Source organism: Pseudarthrobacter naphthalenicus (assembly GCF_029076445.1).
Taxonomy (GTDB): Bacteria; Actinomycetota; Actinomycetes; order Actinomycetales; family Micrococcaceae; genus Arthrobacter; species Arthrobacter naphthalenicus.
In genome coordinates, this window is sequence record NZ_JARESG010000010.1 from 17,322 (window position 1) to 31,590 (window position 14,269).

Sequence of the window (14,269 nt, forward strand, 5' to 3'; positions counted from 1 at the left end):
ACAGGGTAAGTTCAGTGGGTGACCTCCCAGACCCACAAGATGCCTGTCGGCGCCCTGATCGTTCTCGCTGCCATCGGCTTCACGGCGATCACCACTGAACTCCTGCCGTCAGGTTTGTTGCCCCAGATCAGTGCCGACTTCAAGGTCTCGGAGGCAACGGCCGGTTATCTGACGGCGGGCTACGCAGCCATCATCGTGGTGACCGTCATCCCGCTGTCCATGGCTCTGGCGCGGGTACCCCGGCATTTCCTGCTCGTCGCCCTGATCCTGACCTTCGCCGCAAGCAACGCCCTGGTGGCGCTGGTCCCGGACTTCGGCGCGGCCATGGGTTCGCGGGTGGTGGGCGGCATCGCCCACGGCCTGCTGTGGTCCGCGATGGCTCCATTTGTGGCCAGGATCGTCCCCGCCCACAAGGTGGGCAAAGCCCTGGCCATCGTGTTCAGCGGCAACAGCCTCGGCCTGGCCATCGGCGCCCCGGTGGGGACTGCCTTGGGCAACCTTCTGGGCTGGCGGTCCGCCTTCCTGGTGCTGGCGGCGTCCGGCGTGCTGCTGGCCCTCCTCGCCGTATGGCTACTCCCCCCGGTGCGGCGGATCCCGGATGCGCCGCGTCCGTCGCTGCGGAAAGCAATCGGCCAGCCCGGCGTCAAGACTGTGGCCGTCGGCTGGCCGCTGATGCTGATGGCACACTTCGCCCTGTTCACCTATATTGCCCCGTTTCTTCGCGAGGTCCGGCTCCCCGATTTCAGCATCCCGCTCTCCATCAGCGTCCTGGGGGTAGCCGGGCTGGTGGGCATTTGGATTGCCGGCGTCACCGTGGATTCCAAGCCGCGGCGCTGGCACCTGATCACCGTCGGCGGGGTGGTGGTCTCGCTACTGCTGCTGCACCTGGTGGGAACCGCCCTGCCCGGCATTGCGCTCGGTGGCCTGGCCGGCGACGATCTCGCTCTGCCGGCAGCCATGCTTCTGATGTTTGTGTGGGGCACCGGAATCGGCGCCATGGGTATCTACAACCAGTCCGCCATCCTCCGGGCAGGCGGTGAATACCGGGATGCTGCCAACGGCCTGACGGTTCTGACCATCCAGATGGGCATCACCATCGGAGCAATGTTCGGCGCCGCCGCCCTGACCGTGGCCGGCCCCGGCCTGATCCCCGTCGCAGCAGCCCTTCCGGCCATCATCTCGTTTGTGCTGATCCTGGCCGGCCGCCGCCACGCCTACCCGGCCGGCCCGAAGGAACGAGTCACCGGGCCCTGAAGTCCCGGAACGATCCGTCCGCATCCGAGATGGTCTCTTCCACCCGTTCGACCCGCCCGGGCGCATTCTCCGACCTGAGCCAATCCAGGAGCTGCTGCACCCGCTCCCTGGGGCCTTCAGCCACCACCGACACGGAACCGTCGTCGAGGTTTTTCACCACGCCCCTTAACGCAAGCTCATCGGCCTTGCCCCTGGTCCAGAAACGGAATCCGACCCCCTGCACCACGCCGAAGACGCGGGCAGAGAGCCGGATGTCGCCCCGGGAGGGGCTTCCAGTGGTCATGGCACTCAGGCCTGCTTGACCAGCGCGGCTTCGACGTTGATCTTGACTTTGTCGCCGACCAGCAGGCCCCCGGCTTCCAGCGCCGCGTTCCAGGTCAGGCCGAATTCCTTGCGGCTGATCTCGGTTTCAGCAGAGAAACCCGCGCGGGTGGCACCGAAGGGGTCAACGGCAACCCCGGAGAACTCGACTTCCAACTCCACGGGCTTGGTGACGCCGCGGATGGTGAGATCGCCGGTGAGCGTGTAATCCTCGCCGTCGCCCTCCACCGAGGTGGCACGGAACGTCATGTCCGGGTACTGCTCCACATCGAAGAAGTCCGGTCCTTTGACATGTCCGTCGCGGTTGGCGTCGCCGGATTCGAAGCTGGCGGTCTTGACGGTGGCGTGGAGTGAAGATTCGGCCAGGGAGTCGCCGACGCGGGCTTCCGCCGAGGCGTCCGTAAAGCGGCCGCGGACCTTGCTGATGCCTGCGTGGCGGACCGTGAAGCCGATTTCGCTGTGGGACATGTCCAGGGTCCAAACGCCTGGTGTCAGGCCTGAGGGAAGGGTCACTTTTGCATCTCCTTGTGCTGGGAAACAGTGTGGGAACCAGCCAGTACGGCCGGTTCCCACCCTGCTTCACTCGGGACCTTTTGTCCAGAGAATACGCCGCCCGGATAATGCTGGACGGCTGGTGACCGCTCAGCTGTTGATGGTGATGTCCCGCGTGCGGTGGTCGTAGCGGATGGTGACAGTGCCGCCGTCGTGGTGCAGCTCGTGGTTGGGCCCATCGAACGTGCCGAACGCACCATAGTTTTCGGTCCAGGACCGGTTCAGCGCGATCTTGAAGGTGTAGTAGCCGGCGGGCAGTTCGGTGCTCTTAATCCACAGCTGCGAGCCGAAATCGAAGTCCATCTGGGACTCGTCGTACTGCGGCGCCCAGTTCTCCGGGGCCCCCAGCAGCGTGTTGAAGTCGCCGGCCACGGCCACCGCTTCGGGCTGGGGGAACGTTTCCTCGTCCGGGCCTTCCAGCGGCTCCGCCACAACCTCCGGGCTCGTGGATTTTGCGGCCGGCGCCTTGCGTGAGCGGACGGCCTTGACCACCGGCTCCACGGCTTCCTCGATCAGTTTCGCGGCCTTGCCCACGGCCTCGGCCGCCTTCTTGCCCGGAGCCTTTCTGGCGGGAGCCTTTTTGGCGGTCGCCTCGGCAGCCACTGCCTTCGTCCCGGAGGTCTTGCTGGCGGCCGCAACCTTGGCGGCGGGTGCCTTCCGGACGGCGGGGGCGGCAGGGAGCGGGGTGTCGGCCGGGACGGGAGTGCCGGCGTCGAGCGCTGTGGCGAAGGCGTCGGCGTCGGGGAAGGCAACGGTGGCGCGCATGCCGTCCTCGGTGATGGTCCAGCCGGACCGGCCCTTGACCAGCCAGCCGGCTTTGACCAGCTTGGCGGTGGCGGAGGTGAGGGTCTTGTGGCCCCGGGGTATGCCGCCGCTGAGCAGCACCGCCTCGTGATCGGTGAACGGTACGCGCGCCGTGGCTTCCGCCAGGACTTCACCGGCGTTGCGTGCCTCGCCGGTCCACGTGCCCTCTGTCAGGACATCCAGCACGGTCTTGAGTCGAAGGTAGGTGTTTTCTGCGGTGGACGTGGCCATGATTCCCCTTAGTGAAGCGATCTGTCTTTAGGCATCTTGCCAAGACGGTATTAAATCGCACGACTTGAAATGGTGAACTCTGCGTGTCGTGACCGACTATGACGTCGATTACAGCGGAACTGAGGCAAGAGTCTCGGCTGGTGGGCTGTTTTCTCAACCCTGTTGCGCTTTTCGGGGAACCGCCGGTCACTTCCCAGACACGCACGCGTTCCAGTTTAGCGACCGCACAGGGCCTGAGCTAGCCGCCGTTCAGCTCGTCCAGAAGCTCAGCTTTCCGCTCCTCGGAAGCAAACGAGGAGTGGATGGAGTTGGCGGCGAGCCGGGACCGGTCAAAGTCCGACAGCTCAAACACTGCCTGCAGCTGGGCGAAATTGTCATCCACGTAGCCACCGAAATAGGCCGGATCGTCCGAATTAACCGAAACGTTCAGCCCCGCGGCAAGCATGGCCGGCAACGGATGGTCGGCCAGGGTGTCCACGGTCCGGAGCCGGACGTTGGACAACGGGCAGACCGTCAGCGGAATCCGCTCGTCCACGAGTCGTTCCACCAGGTCCGGGTCCTCCATGCAGCGGATTCCGTGGTCGATCCGCTCCACGCCCAGGACGTCCAGCGCTTCGATGATGTACGACGGCGGCCCCTCCTCGCCCGCGTGCGCGGTGAGCCGCAGGCCCGCTTCGCGTGCCTTGGCAAACAGCCGCTCAAACTTGGCCGGCGGGTTGCCCACTTCGGCCGAGTCCAGGCCGATGGCCGCAATCGGTGCCTTCATGGCCAGCAGGCCGTCCAGGACCTCCAGCGCCGATTCCTCGGACAGGTCGCGGAGGAACGCAGCGATCAGCAAAGTGGAAATACCGAAGTCCTCCACCGATGTGGCCAGCGCCGAGGCCACGCCGTTCACGCAGGTTTCGAGGCTGACACCCCGGGAAATATGGGCCTGCGGGTCCATCATGATCTCGGCATGCCGGACCCCGGCAGCGGCGGCCCGGGCCAGGTAGGCGCGCGTCATATCCGCGAAGTCCTGTTCAGTCTGCAGCACCGCCATGTTGGCGTAGTACAGGTTCAGGAACGACTGCAGGTCGCTGAATTCATACAGGGCCCGCAACTCCTCAAGGCCCGAGTATGGAAGCGCGAGACCGTTGCGCTCGGCCAGTTCAAAGATCAGCTCGGGCTGCAGCGTGCCCTCGATGTGCAGGTGCAGTTCAGCAAGCGGCAGAAGCTGCGGCGCCACTTCAGCCTCGGTTAGATCGGTTTCCGGCAACGGAGCGGCGGCAGTGTCCGGGTAATTGTCCATCGGCTCAGGATATCGCCCGGCGGCGGCTTCCCCGCTAGAGTCGAATCAATGCGGAACACTCAGCAGGCTGACGATCTCACCCTTCCCCCTCCCGGCCACCTCTCCGACGGCTTTGTCCGGGTCCGGGGGGCGCGGGAAAACAACCTGCGGAACGTCGATGTGGATGTGCCCCGCGATTCCATCGTGGCATTCACCGGGGTCTCCGGCTCCGGAAAGTCATCGCTGGCATTCGGGACCATCTACGCCGAAGCCCAACGCCGGTACTTCGAATCCGTGGCCCCCTACGCGCGCCGCCTCATCCAACAGGGCCACAACCCCAAAGTGGAGATGATCTCCGGGCTGCCTCCCGCCGTCGCTCTTCAACAGCGCCGCGGCGCCCCGAGCAGCCGCTCCACCGTGGGCACGGTGACCACCCTGTCCAACTCGCTCCGCATGCTGTTTTCCAGGGCGGGCACCTATCCGTCCGGAGCCGCCCAGCTGGATTCGGACGCTTTCTCCCCGAACACAGCTGCAGGCGCCTGCCAGGAATGCCACGGGCTGGGGGTGGCACACACGGTCAGCGAGAAGTCCCTGGTGCCGGACACCGGCCTCACCATCCGGGAGGGTGCCATCGCCGCGTGGCCCGGGGCCTGGCAGGGCAAGAACCTGCGGGACATCCTCAGCCACCTTGGCTATGACGTGGACCTCCCCTGGCGGAAGCTGCCCAAGAAGGACCGCGACTGGATCCTGTTCACGGAGGATCAGCCGGTCGTCGAAGTCACGCCCGAGCGGGACCGCGTGGCCAAACCGTACAAGGGCCGTTTCTGGAGTGCCAGGAGCTACGTCCTGCACACCCTGGCGGACTCCCAGAGTGCCGCCATGCGCGAGCGCGTCCTGGCTTTCATGGAATCCGGGCCCTGCCCGCGCTGCGGAGGAACAGGGCTCCGGCCAGAGGCGCTCGAAGTGTCCTTCGCAGGCCGCACCATCGCCGAACTCAACGGCACCCCCATGGCGGAACTTGCCGAGATCATCCGCCCCACGGCAGGCCTCAAGGACGCCGGCACCGCCTCGCGCCGGCAGTCCTCCGGGGAGGAGAACGAGGTGGCCGTCGCCATCACCGCCGATCTTCTGCAGCGCATCACGGTGCTGCTGGACCTGGGCCTCGGATACCTTTCACTGGGGCGCCCCACCCCCACCCTCTCGCCCGGCGAAATGCAGCGGCTGAGGATCGCCACCCAGCTCAGGTCCGGGCTGTTCGGCGTGATCTACGTCCTGGACGAACCTTCCGCGGGCCTTCACCCGGCCGACGCCGAGCCGCTCCTGGCCGTCCTGGACCAGCTCAAGGAGTCGGGCAACTCCGTCTTCGTGGTGGAACACAACATGGATGTGGTGCGCCGGGCCGACTGGCTGGTGGACGTCGGGCCGCGCGCCGGTGAGGGCGGCGGCGAGGTGCTCTACAGCGGCCCGGTTGCCGGGCTCGCTGATGTGGCTGAGTCGGTTACCCGACCGTTCCTGTTCGACGGCGGCTCCGGCGGAGCCGGCTCCACCGGGGCTGGTGTTGCCTCTAAGGGTGCCCGCCAGCCCGACGGCTGGCTGGAACTGAGCGGCATCAGCCAGCACAACCTCAAGAACCTTGACGCCAGTTTCCCGGTGGGTGTCCTCACGGCAGTTACCGGGGTGTCCGGTTCGGGCAAGTCGACCCTGGTGAGCCGTGTCCTCGCAAGCGTTGTGGGCTCCGGCGTGGGGACCCTCCCGGCCGCGTCGGCCCAGCCGGGCGGGGCCTTTCCGGACGGCGCTCAAGAGGATGGGACGGATTCGTCCGCTCCGCTGACTGTGGGGACGGTCAGCGGGACGGACCGCTTCGACCGCCTGGTGAAGGTGGATCAGAAGCCGATTGGCCGCACTCCGCGCTCCAACCTGGCCACCTATACGGGGCTGTTTGACGCTGTGCGCAAGGAATTCGCCGCCACGGATCAGGCCCGGGCGCTCGGATTCGGTGCGGGGCGGTTCTCCTTCAACGTCGCCGGCGGGCGGTGCGAGACCTGCCAGGGTGAGGGCTTTGTGGCGGTGGAACTGCTCTTCCTCCCGGGCAGCTACGGCCCCTGCCCTGAGTGCAACGGTTCACGCTACAACCCGGAGACCCTTGAGGTGACGTACCGGGGCAAGAACGTGGCCGAGGTCCTGCGCCTGACCGTTGACGCCGCAGCGGATTTCCTGGCGGACATTCCTGCCGCGGCCCGGAGCCTGAAGAGCCTGCGCGACGTGGGCCTGGGCTACCTGCGGCTGGGCCAGCCTGCCACCGAACTGTCCGGCGGCGAAGCACAGCGCATCAAGCTCGCCACCGAACTCCAGCGGGCCCGCCGCGGTCACACGCTCTACCTTTTGGACGAGCCGACCACGGGGCTGCATCCCGCCGACGTCCAGCTCCTGATGGCACAGCTCCATGGCCTGGTGGACAGCGGTAACACCGTGGTCGTGGTCGAACACGACATGGACGTGGTGGCGGGCGCGGACTGGGTCATCGACCTGGGCCCGTCGGGCGGGGATGCCGGCGGACAGATCGTCGCGGCCGGAACCGCCGCCGCCGTCGCCCGTTCCACCCACGGCCGCACCGCGCCGTACCTGGCGGCAGCCCTCCGCCAGGAGTCCGTCAGCTGATCCCGAAGCATCTCGGTTTGATAACAGGCGCCGGATGTTTTAGCGTGAAATACAAGCCCGCCAAGCGGGCCGAACGAATGCCCGGTGCTGCCTCCACCAAAACTGCCCGGCCGGCAGACACCGAAAAGTGACCTCTATTTGTCAGAGGCGGGCAGTGGCGCGATAACCTCCGGGGACGGACCGAGCGCTGGTGGCCTTCAGGAGCATCACCATGAAAAACACCACAATCCGTACTGCCGCGCGCCGCGGAGCCACCGTCGTCGCCATCTCGGCGGCCGGAATCGCACTCTCCGCCACAGGGGCCAACGCGGCCGCCCCAACCTCCACCTGGGACGCGCTGGCTCAGTGCGAAAGCGGAGGCAACTGGGCCACCAACACCGGCAACGGCTACTCGGGCGGCCTGCAGTTCAGCCAAAGCACCTGGGCGGCCCATGGCGGCACCGGTTCCGCGGCGAATGCCAGCCGCGAGCAGCAGATCGCCGTGGCTGAACAGGTCCAAGCCTCACAGGGCTGGGGAGCATGGCCTGCCTGCGCGGCCAAGCTTGGCTTGAGCGGCGGCGGCGGCGCGCCGGCGGCCGCACCGCAGAGCGCGCCGGTTCAGAGCGTGCCCGTTACCCAGGCACCCGTGACCCAGGTTCCGGCAGCCCAGGCACCGGCGGCGGCTCCGCAGCATGCCGCCGCTCCGGCACTGAGTGGCGAGACCTACACCCTGGAAGCGGGCGACACCCTCAGCACCGTCGCCCAGAAACTCGGCATCCAGGGCGGCTGGGAGAAGCTGGCGGACGCCAACCTTGCCACCATCGCGGACCCGAACCTTGTGTTCGCCGGGCAGGTCATCCAACTCCCCGCCTAACCAGCAGCCGTTACCGGGATCCCTTCCCTCCCCGGCAAACGGCAAGGCAGGAAACGAACGACGCCGGAGGTCCCCACCCAGGGGAGCTCCGGCGTCGTTCGCTGTTTAGTTCTTCGCTGTTGCCTGACGGTCAGGTGCTTGGCAGTTAGGCCCCCGGGATTTCCCGCACAATCCGTACTTTCCAGGCGCTGGCGTCGCTGGTGTCCAGCAGCGCCACCGTGCCGTGGGCGACATTCAGTGCCACGCGCTTGGCAGCCAGCAGTTCGAGGTACAGGTGCTCGTTCATGCGGCTGGGCGTGTCGATGATGTACTTCACGGCGTCGCGGACTTTGCGGTAGTTGGCGCTTTTCTCGCGGTGCAGGTGAAGTTCCAGCAGCTGGCGCTGGCGAACTTTGGGTTCGTGCTTGTTGAGCCAGGAAACGGCCAAATGGACGGCGACCACCAGGGTGAGCGACACCGCGTAGATCCACATGCCGCTCGTCAGCAGGAACAGGGGCAGGTTGCCGATGGCCACCAGCGCAATCACAACCCGCAGCGCAACGATCCTGCGGAGGGTCAGAGCCACGGATGCCATCACGGCGCGGAAGCCGTGCTGCTCCTTCCGTGCTTCTGCAGGGTCCAGCGTAAATTCATCAAGGACCAGGATGCCCTTGGCCTCCGGGCTCAACATTTGCCCGAACTTGGGCTTGAAGTGCGACGATGGGCCAGCGGTCGTTTCAGGTGAAATTGTCATGGTGGGCTTCCGGGACGGTGGGGCGTTTCGGTGATCTTAGTGGGTAATGGCAACCGGTGTATGCATCGGTCCACTATGTGAACACTGCGGCGGTGCCGGCAGGTCCGTCCGTGTGGCGGTGGGCACTGCAATTGGCACATCCGCCGCGTGCCGTCAGACTGAAGTAATGCAAACCTTCCTTCCGTATCCCGATTTCCGGCAGAGCGCCGCAGCACTGGACACCGCCAGGCTTGGCAAACAGCGTGTCGAGGCGCTGCAGACCCTCCGGGCCCTGGTGATCCCCGAATACGGCTGGCAAACCCACCCCGCCGTGCGCATGTGGATGGGCCATGTGCCGGCACTGACCCTTTACGGATTGACCATGGTGGACGAGTGGATCGCCCGCGGCCACCCGGACAACACGCGGGCGAACATCGCCGAGTTCGCCCCCCAGGCCGCCCACCCGGACTACGCCGCTAAGATTCCCATGCCGGAATGGCTGGGTAACGCCGACTTCCATCTCAGTCACCGCGCGAAGCTGGTGCACAAGGAACCGAAGTTCTACAAGGCCGTGTTCCCGGACGCCGACCTGGATCTCGACTACATCTGGCCCGAGCCCAAGCACGAGTTCTACCCGGCCGAACCGGAGGACGACTTCCTCTGGATCCTCCGCGACCCGCACCCCGAGGTTGATCCGGAGCAGCTCACCACCGTGGCGCTGCCCCCGGTCCGCCGCGGGAACGCCGCCGCAACGGTTGCCGCGGACGGTTACTCACCCGTTTACATTGATGACGGTTCGCGCCGCCCGTCCAAGCAGCCGCGCAAACTGCCTCCCAAGCTCGTCAAGAAGCCCACCCGGAAACGCCAGGCGCAGGAGGAAGCCTTCGCCACGCTGCCCGGCAAGACCACGGTTGCCGTGTCATTCGAGGACGGCCGCAGGTTCGCCGTGGGGCAGGTGATGGGCCGCCCCATCACGCTCGAGGACGGCCGTTTCGGTCGCAATTTCGCTGTCACCGAGGTGATCGACCGGTCCGCGTTCGATTACCCCGCGCTGCTGCAGGATCCGCGCGTGTTCTTCCCGGTTCCCGCTCCTTCAGTGCTCGCCGGGTGAACGCATGACGGTTCTCCTGGCCGGCTGCGGCGACTTAGGCACTGAGGCAGGGCTGCTTTTTGCCGCAGCAGGGCAAAGGGTGGTGGGCTGGCGCCGTTCGCCGGAGAAGCTGCCGGCGGCGATCGAGGGCGTCGCGGCCGACCTGAGCGGCACGGAGCTGCCGGTCATCCCGGCGGACACCACCGCCGTCGTCGTCGTTGTTGCTGCCGATTCCCCCACGGAGGCGGCCTACCGGGCCGCGTACGTGGACGGGCTGGCGCACGTCCTCGATGCCCTGGAACGCGACGGCGTCACCCCGCGTCGGGTGCTTTTTGTGTCCTCCACCGCGGTTTACGGGGACGCAGGCGGTGGCCTGGTTGATGAGAGTACGACGGCGGCGCCTGCAGGATTCTCCGGGCGTGTCCTCCGCGAGGCGGAGGAACTCCTGCTTTCGCGGCTGCGCGGCACCGGTTCCGAGGCCGTTGTGTTGCGGCTGGGCGGGATCTACGGGCCCGGGCGTACCCGTTTGATAAACCAGGTCCGGAGCGGCACCGCCGTGATTCCCGACGAACCGCGGTTCACCAACCGGATCCACCGCGACGACGCTGCCGCTGCGATCGTGCATCTGGCTTTGCTGGCCGCCGACCCGGCGCAGTTCTATGTGGGTGTGGATGACGATCCCGCGGAGCTTGGGGACGTCCTGCGCTTCCTGGCCGCCGAGATGGGGTGCCCCGAACCCCCGGTGGGTCCGGCCGGCGAGGCCCGCGGCGGCAACAAGCGCTGCAGCAACGCGCTGCTCCGGTCCTCCGGGCTCGAGTTCTCGTACCCGACGTTCCGGGAAGGCTACCGCGCGGTCCTCGCCGGAACTGGAGTCCGCCACCCGTAGGCTGCTTTGGTAGGCGCCTCTTGTGCGGGCGACACTCACGTGACAGACGAGGAGCAGGGTGGATTTCCAGCAGATCATCGAGGCCGTGGGCAAATTCATGGACTTGGCCGGCGTATCCGTGATGGTTATCGGCGCTCTGGTGTCCATTCCGATGGCCCTGCGCGGATACCAGCCCCGAAAGCTGCCTGCCGGGGCCGAGAAGTTGACGGTGTACCGCGCCTACCGGCAACTGCTGGGGAGGTCCATCCTGCTTGGCCTCGAGCTTCTGGTGGCGGCCGATATTATCCGGACGGTAGCCGTGACACCCACGTTCGAGAGCGTCGGCGTGCTGGCTATCATTGTGCTGATCCGGACGTTCCTGAGCTTCTCGCTGGAGCTGGAGATTACCGGCCGCTGGCCCTGGCAGAAAGCACCCGCGGGTACGGCGCGGACGGACGCTTAGCCCCTGGGAAGAGGACGCAGGAAGAGGACAGAGGTCATGATGATTTCCCACGCGAAGGAGCCGGATCCTTGGCCGGACGCGCCCCCGCTCCCGGCTCCCATCATCATGGACCAGCGCTGGACTGACGCCCTGTTCCTGCACTGGCGTTTGCCTGAATCCGAGGCAGCACGCTTCATGCCGCCGGGGGTGGTACCCGACGTTTACGACGGCTCGTCATGGGTGGGTCTGATTGGTTTCCGCATGCGCAAGGCGGGCCTCGGCAGCGGCCCCGCGGTCCCCTTCTTCGGGGACTTCAACGAGATCAATGTCCGGCTTTACTCCCGGGAACCGGAAGGCACTCGCGGCGTGGTGTTCCTGAGCCTGGACGCCAACCGGCTGGCGGTGGTCCTGGCCGCCCGGGCGGCCGGAATCCCGTACGTCTGGTCGCGCGCGGGCTTCCGCCGGTCGCCGGCAGATAACTCCGTCGGGTTCGCTGTCCGCCGGTTCAGGGACGGGGCGCGGAGCGACTTCGACGCCGTGCCGGACCTGGACACGGTCGCTGCCGATCCGTTGTCCATTCACCTGACAGCGAGGTTCGGCCTCCACACCACCCTCGGCCGGCGCACGCTGTACGTCCCCAACACCCATGCTGCGTGGCCCCTTCACCGGGCCGAGGTGACGAGACTCCACGACGGACTGATCCGCGCCGCCGGCCTCAACGTGTCCGGCCCCCCTGACTCTGTCCTTTACTCCCCCGGAGTCCGGACCCAGTTCGGACGCCCGCGCGTGCTGCTTCCCTAGCAGACTTCGCGGGGTCCGTCCCGCCGGCGTGCCGGTTACTTGCCGAGGCCGGCCCTGCGGAGCGCCTCAGCCATGGCGGTGTCGGCGGGAGCCGGCTTGGCCGGCTGCGGCCGGGCGGCAGGAGGTTTGCCGGCCGACGCCCGTCCCGGTTCAGCGTTTTGGTTGCGGGGGCGGGGTCCGCCGGGCGGCGGCACCTCGTCGTCGAGCCTTAACGTCAGGGAAATCCGCTTGCGCTCCGGATCCGCTTCCAGCACTTTAACGCGCACCACCTGTCCGGACTTGACCACCTCGCGCGGGTCGGAGACGAACCGGTTGGCCAGCGCGGACACGTGCACCAGGCCGTCCTGGTGCACCCCCACGTCAACGAAGGCACCGAAGGCGGCCACGTTCGTCACCGTCCCCTCCAGCACCATGCCGGGTCTAAGGTCGGAGATCTTTTCGATGCCCTCGGAGAACGTCGCTGCGGCAAAGGCCGGGCGCGGGTCGCGTCCGGGCTTGTCCAGTTCTGCCAGGATGTCCTGGACCGTGGGGAGGCCGAATGTCCCGTCCACAAAGGCCCGCGGGTCCAGGGACGATGCCGGCGCAGACCCGGCGGCAACCAGGATCTTGCGGGCCACGGAATACGCCTCCGGGTGCACACTGGACGCATCCAGCGGCTCCGCTCCCCCGGTGATCCGCAGGAAGCCGGCGCACTGTTCAAAAGCTTTGGCCCCCAGCCGGGGAACCTTCTTCAATTCGCTGCGCTTGGCGAACGGCCCGTGTTCGTTCCGGTAGGCCACAATATTTTCGCTCAGCAGGGGTCCGACGCCGGCCACGCGGCTCAGGAGCGCGGGCGAAGCGGTGTTCACGTCCACACCCACCGCGTTGACGCAGTCTTCCACCACAGCATCCAGGCTGCGGTCCAGCTTCGATGCCGTGACGTCGTGCTGGTACTGGCCCACGCCGATGGATTTGGGATCGATCTTCACCAGTTCGGCCAGCGGGTCCTGCAGCCGCCGGGCGATGGAGACGGCGCCGCGCAGGGACACGTCCATGCCGGGAAGCTCCGCAGCGGCCAGCGCCGACGCCGAATACACGGACGCCCCCGCCTCGGAAACCACCAGTTTCTGTGGCTTCTTCTCGGCGGCGGGAAGCAGTTTGATCAGTTCCGCGGCAAGCTTGTCGGTCTCGCGGGATGCCGTGCCGTTGCCAATGGCCACGAGCTCAACATTATGTCTTTGCGCAAGCCCCACGAGGGTGGCGAGCGCTTCGTCCCACTTTCGGGCCGGCGCGTGCGGATAGACGGTGTCGGTGGCCACCACCTTGCCGGTTCCGTCCACCACGGCCACTTTCACCCCGGTCCGCAGCCCCGGGTCAAGGCCCAGGGTGGCGCGGTTCCCTGCGGGTGCCGCCAGCAGGACGTCGCGCAGGTTGGCGGCAAACACCCGGACCGCTTCGTCCTCGGCGGCGGCAAACATGCGGCCGCGAAGGTCGGAGGTGAGCCGGGCGAGGACCCGCGACCGCCAGGCGAACTCCGCCGTCTGCATCAGCCACGCGTCCGCCGGACGGCCGCGGTCCGCCACGCCGAGACACCTCGCCACGGCAGCCTCATAGCGGGCACGGGCGGCGGTCAGGGCGGCGTCGTTATTCGGATCAGCTTCGGCCAGGTCCAGCTCCAGGACACCGTCCTTCTCGCCTCGCAGCAGCGCGAGCACACGATGCGAGGGCATTCCGGACGGAACCTGGCTGAACTCAAAGTAGTCGGCGAACTTCTGCCCTTCAGCCTCCTTGCCCTTCCTGACCCGGGACACCATCCGGCCCTGGGCCCAGAGCCGCTCCCGCAGGGTGGCGGCCAGATCCGGGTCCTGGGCGGCCCGCTCCACCAGGATGGACCGCGCACCGGCGAGCGCGGCAGCGGCGTCGCCAATGGAGTGCTCCGCGTTCAGGTACCTGGCGGCCTCGCGTTCCGGGTCCAGGTCCGGCCGCCGGAGCAGCGCGTCGGCGAGCGGTTCGAGGCCGGCTTCGCGGGCGATCTGGGCCTTGGTGCGCCGCTTGGACTTAAACGGGAGGTAGATGTCTTCCAGGCGGGATTTGGTGTCCGCGGCCAGGATCGCGGTCTGCAGCTGGGCGGTCAGCTGGCCCTGCGCCGCGATCGCCTCAAGGACGGTACGACGGCGGTCCTCGAGTTCGCGGAGGTAGCGGAGGCGCTCGTCGAGCTCACGGAGCTGGGTGTCGTCGAGCGTGCCGGTGGCTTCCTTGCGGTACCGGGCGATGAACGGGACGGTGGACCCGCCGTCGAGCAGTTCCACGGCGGCTTTCACCTGCCAGGTCTTGACGCCGAGCTCAGCGGCGATCTGGGCATGAATGGCGCTGTCCGGGGTGGTGGCGGACGCGGGCGTGGACGGGGCAGACGGAAGTTGGGTGGTCACCTGAACATTTT

General features: G+C 67.1%; 13 protein-coding genes. 7 read left to right on the forward strand and 6 right to left on the reverse strand.

Annotated features, from left to right (window positions below; translation table 11 throughout):
- Positions 1 to 39: 39 nt before the first annotated feature.
- Positions 40 to 1,254, forward strand: coding sequence for an MFS transporter (locus tag PY310_RS11305; RefSeq protein ID WP_275214616.1), 1,215 nt, complete (start codon positions 40 to 42; stop codon positions 1,252 to 1,254).
- On the opposite strand, the gene PY310_RS11310 is transcribed toward PY310_RS11305, so the two are convergent.
- The 4 genes from PY310_RS11310 to PY310_RS11325 all read right to left on the reverse strand — a co-directional run bounded on the left by PY310_RS11310 (position 1,241) and on the right by PY310_RS11325 (position 4,450).
- Positions 1,241 to 1,537 (reverse strand): acylphosphatase, encoded by a 297-nt coding sequence (locus tag PY310_RS11310; RefSeq protein ID WP_275214483.1) that lies wholly within the window; start codon positions 1,535 to 1,537, stop codon positions 1,241 to 1,243. The two genes, PY310_RS11305 and PY310_RS11310, sit on opposite strands and share 14 nt — an antisense overlap.
- A gap of 5 nt (positions 1,538 to 1,542) precedes the next feature.
- Positions 1,543 to 2,088: a YceI family protein gene (locus PY310_RS11315; RefSeq protein WP_275214484.1), complete on the reverse strand. Its 546-nt coding sequence runs from the start codon at positions 2,086 to 2,088 to the stop codon at positions 1,543 to 1,545.
- A gap of 129 nt (positions 2,089 to 2,217) precedes the next feature.
- Positions 2,218 to 3,162 (reverse strand): pullulanase X25 domain-containing protein, encoded by a 945-nt coding sequence (locus PY310_RS11320; RefSeq protein ID WP_275214485.1) that lies wholly within the window; start codon positions 3,160 to 3,162, stop codon positions 2,218 to 2,220.
- 238 nt (positions 3,163 to 3,400) lie between these two features.
- Positions 3,401 to 4,450 carry an adenosine deaminase gene (locus PY310_RS11325; protein ID WP_275214486.1) on the reverse strand — a complete coding sequence of 350 codons (1,050 nt, stop codon included), beginning with the start codon at positions 4,448 to 4,450 and terminating at the stop codon, positions 3,401 to 3,403.
- A gap of 48 nt (positions 4,451 to 4,498) precedes the next feature.
- Here PY310_RS11325 and PY310_RS11330 point away from each other — a divergent pair, with 48 nt between their 5' ends.
- Both PY310_RS11330 and PY310_RS11335 read left to right on the forward strand, forming a co-directional pair.
- Complete coding sequence (locus tag PY310_RS11330; protein ID WP_275214487.1) at positions 4,499 to 7,087, forward strand: excinuclease ABC subunit UvrA; 2,589 nt, start codon at positions 4,499 to 4,501, stop codon at positions 7,085 to 7,087.
- Positions 7,088 to 7,298: 211 nt separating this feature from the next.
- Positions 7,299 to 7,940 (forward strand): transglycosylase family protein, encoded by a 642-nt coding sequence (locus PY310_RS11335; RefSeq protein ID WP_275214488.1) that lies wholly within the window; start codon positions 7,299 to 7,301, stop codon positions 7,938 to 7,940.
- Positions 7,941 to 8,085: 145 nt separating this feature from the next.
- Here PY310_RS11335 and PY310_RS11340 read toward each other — a convergent pair whose 3' ends face one another.
- Positions 8,086 to 8,610 carry a hypothetical protein gene (locus tag PY310_RS11340; protein WP_275214489.1) on the reverse strand — a complete coding sequence of 175 codons (525 nt, stop codon included), beginning with the start codon at positions 8,608 to 8,610 and terminating at the stop codon, positions 8,086 to 8,088.
- Between the two features lie 229 nt (positions 8,611 to 8,839).
- On the opposite strand from PY310_RS11340, the gene PY310_RS11345 reads away from it, so the two are divergent.
- The 4 genes from PY310_RS11345 to PY310_RS11360 are packed head-to-tail and all read left to right on the forward strand — an operon-like array spanning position 8,840 to position 11,850.
- Positions 8,840 to 9,763 (forward strand): MSMEG_6728 family protein, encoded by a 924-nt coding sequence (locus tag PY310_RS11345; RefSeq protein WP_275214490.1) that lies wholly within the window; start codon positions 8,840 to 8,842, stop codon positions 9,761 to 9,763.
- Between the two features lie 4 nt (positions 9,764 to 9,767).
- Positions 9,768 to 10,628: an NAD-dependent epimerase/dehydratase family protein gene (locus tag PY310_RS11350; RefSeq protein ID WP_275214491.1), complete on the forward strand. Its 861-nt coding sequence runs from the start codon at positions 9,768 to 9,770 to the stop codon at positions 10,626 to 10,628.
- A gap of 58 nt (positions 10,629 to 10,686) precedes the next feature.
- Positions 10,687 to 11,070 (forward strand): DUF1622 domain-containing protein, encoded by a 384-nt coding sequence (locus PY310_RS11355; protein ID WP_275214492.1) that lies wholly within the window; start codon positions 10,687 to 10,689, stop codon positions 11,068 to 11,070.
- 39 nt (positions 11,071 to 11,109) lie between these two features.
- The gene (locus PY310_RS11360) at positions 11,110 to 11,850 is read left to right on the forward strand and encodes a YqjF family protein (protein ID WP_275214617.1); all 741 of its coding nucleotides are present in this window, start codon (positions 11,110 to 11,112) and stop codon (positions 11,848 to 11,850) included.
- 35 nt (positions 11,851 to 11,885) lie between these two features.
- On the opposite strand, the gene PY310_RS11365 is transcribed toward PY310_RS11360, so the two are convergent.
- On the reverse strand, positions 11,886 to 14,258 hold the full coding sequence (locus PY310_RS11365) for a Tex family protein (RefSeq protein ID WP_275214493.1): 2,373 nt from the start codon (positions 14,256 to 14,258) through the stop codon (positions 11,886 to 11,888).
- Positions 14,259 to 14,269: the final 11 nt, after the last annotated feature.